This window comes from Catellatospora vulcania, from assembly GCF_009720385.1.
Lineage (GTDB): Bacteria > Actinomycetota > Actinomycetes > Mycobacteriales > Micromonosporaceae > Catellatospora > Catellatospora vulcania.
The window spans coordinates 1-945 of the sequence record NZ_WARX01000049.1 but is presented as its reverse complement, the minus strand read 5'-3'; the positions used below and the strand labels follow the sequence as shown (position 1 = coordinate 945).

Genomic DNA, 945 nt, shown 5'->3' with positions numbered 1-945 from the left:
TATCTGGACCAGGCGTATCCGCCGGCCGTCGGCCAGCAGGTCAACGACAGTGTCGCCGAGCTGGTCGCCGGTTCGAAGTCCCCGGAGCAGATCGTCAAGGACATCACCAAGGTCGCGAAGAGCCAGTAGCCATGTGCAAAGACCAAGAACCCGCAGCCGCGTACGACAACCGAGTGGAGCAGGCACGATGACGCCATCGACGATCACCGGCCGGCGCACCGACGACGCGGCGACCGAGCTCTTGGCGGCGGTTCCGGCCGGGTCGCCGCCTCGGCACCATCGCCCTGTTCCTGACCCCGGCGCTGGTGCTGTTCCTGCTGCTGGTCGTCACCCCGATCGTGGTCGCGGGCTACGCCAGCCTGTACAAGTGGAACGGCTTCGGCCTGCCGGAGAACTTCGTCGGGATCGACAACTTCACCCGGGCGTTCGAGGACCCGACGTTCCTCGGCGACCTGTGGCGGGCGTTCGTGCTCATCGGGCTGTCGCTGCTGATCCAGCTGCCCGTGTCGCTCGGCCTGGCGATGCTGCTCAACCAGAAGCTCAAGGGCCGCAGCGTCTACCGCGTCATCTTCTTCGCCCCGTACGTGCTGTCCGAGGTCACCACCGCGGTGCTGTTCACCCTCGTGTTCTCGCCGAACCGGGGCCTGGGCGACACGCTGTCGAAGTGGCTGGGCGCCGACGCGGGCGCGATCTTCGCCGACCCGGACACGGTGCTGTTCGCGCTGTTCCTGGTCATCTCGTGGAAGTACTTCGGCTTCCACATGATCCTGTACCTGGCGGGCCGGCAGGGGATTCCGCAGGAGCTGACCGAGGCCGCGACGACCGACGGGGCGAGCGCGTGGCAGGTGTTCCGGCATGTCACGCTGCCGCTGCTGGGCCCGACGATCCGGATCAGCGTGTTCCTGTCGGTGATCGGCAGCATCCAGCTGTTCGACATGGTCTGGG

The 945-nt window shown here is 67.0% G+C and carries 1 protein-coding gene; it reads left to right on the top strand.

Annotated elements, in window-relative coordinates:
* Positions 1 to 305: 305 nt before the first annotated feature.
* Positions 306 to 945 (top strand): carbohydrate ABC transporter permease (locus F6W97_RS39935; RefSeq protein WP_230687361.1); only part of this gene is annotated, 640 nt, incomplete at its 3' end.